Raw genomic sequence first — 1,435 nt, 5'->3', positions numbered from 1 at the left:
AGATCAACAGACCCTAACAAAGGATTAATAAATGTCTGCGCAAATTATTTCTGGCACACATATTGCAGCCCAAATAAAAACCGAGATTGCAGAAAAAATCCGTGATCGTATACGTGAAGGTAAACGGGTGCCTGGGCTAGCAGTCATTTTAGTTGGTGCCGATCCGGCTTCACAAGTCTATGTCGGCAGCAAACGCAAAACCTGTGCCGAGCTGGGGATTTATTCGCAATCTTACGACTTGCCTGCCGACACAGACGAACAAACGTTATTAGCACTCATCGAACAACTAAATAATAATACGCAAATTGATGGTATTTTAGTTCAACTGCCGTTACCAGCACAAATCGACGCAACCAAAGTGATTGAACGTATCACTCCAAGTAAGGATGTCGATGGGTTTCACCCATACAACGTCGGGCGTTTATGCCAGCGAATTCCTCTACTGCGCGCCTGCACCCCTTATGGTATCATTAAACTGTTACAAACCACCGACATCAATCTGTATGAACAACATGCGGTGGTGGTTGGTGCCTCAAATATTGTCGGGCGACCAATGGCGCTAGAGCTACTACTGGCGGGCTGTACCGTCACGGTTACTCACCGCTTTACGCAAAATTTAGAGCAGCATATCCGCCAAGCTGATATTTTGGTCGTTGCAGTCGGCAAACCGCACTTTATTCCGGGGGATTGGATTAAAAAAGGTGCAACCGTTATTGACGTCGGTATAAACCGTACCGAAAACGGCTTGGTTGGTGATGTTGATTTTAACACTGCCAGCGAAAATGCGGCATTTATTACGCCAGTGCCCGGTGGCGTTGGACCAATGACGGTTGCGATGTTGATGAGCAATACGTTGTATGCCTGCGAACACTATCATGACCAATAACGATTTTTATCGGGAAATCCTATCTCGGATTTCTATTCTAGTACTCTAAAAGGAGAAAGATATGTCTTTGAAAAAAACTATGTTGCTCGTTACTGCTTGCTCTACTGTATTAATCGCTTGCAGCCACTCCGCAGATAACCAAGTCGCTGTAAAAGATTATCAAGAACCTATTTTGGCAGCGAAATGGATCAACTATCAATGTGAAAATGGTGTTGATCAAAAACAGGCAAAAGCTCGCTACCACTTTGGCGAAGCCACTGCAGTTGCGCAAGTGACTTTAGGCGAGGAAATTTTAACCATGGATTATGATGGTGATAAATCGAATCCAGAAACAACTGTCTTTAGTGTTGGTGATTACTCTTGGTCCATCAGCAATAACGGTGCAGGTCAAACCCCTGAAAAAGAGGGCAACGGCTTCCTGACCTTAACGAAAAACGATACGGTCAATGGCGCAGCCGTTAAAGTCGATCAAATTTTGAAAAAATCCTGCTTCCCGGCTAAATAAGCCTTAATATCGAGCTATACCATATGGTATAGTAGACAAAATGG

Annotated in this window: 2 protein-coding genes; both read left to right on the top strand. The window is 44.3% G+C overall.

The features are described 5' to 3' along the window. The first annotated feature begins 31 nt into the window (after positions 1–31). On the top strand, positions 32–886 hold the full coding sequence (folD, locus tag FHQ23_RS11955; RefSeq protein ID WP_139614520.1) for a bifunctional methylenetetrahydrofolate dehydrogenase/methenyltetrahydrofolate cyclohydrolase FolD: 855 nt from the start codon (positions 32–34) through the stop codon (positions 884–886). Positions 887–947: 61 nt separating this feature from the next. Next, complete coding sequence (locus FHQ23_RS11950; protein WP_139614519.1) at positions 948–1,391, top strand: ACP-like domain-containing protein; 444 nt, start codon at positions 948–950, stop codon at positions 1,389–1,391. Positions 1,392–1,435: the final 44 nt, after the last annotated feature.

This window comes from Testudinibacter crocodili (assembly GCF_006228025.1).
In the GTDB taxonomy this organism is placed as follows: Bacteria; Pseudomonadota; Gammaproteobacteria; order Enterobacterales; family Pasteurellaceae; genus Chelonobacter.
The sequence above is the reverse complement of the archived record's forward strand: the minus strand, read 5'-3'. Positions and strand labels throughout refer to the sequence as shown.

Excerpts from the sequence above, each read along its gene's own strand:
- folD (WP_139614520.1), top strand. The coding sequence starts at position 32 with ATGTCTGCGCAAATTATTTCTGGCACACATATTGCAGCCCAAATAAAA.
- FHQ23_RS11950 (WP_139614519.1), top strand. The coding sequence starts at position 948 with ATGTCTTTGAAAAAAACTATGTTGCTCGTTACTGCTTGCTCTACTGTA.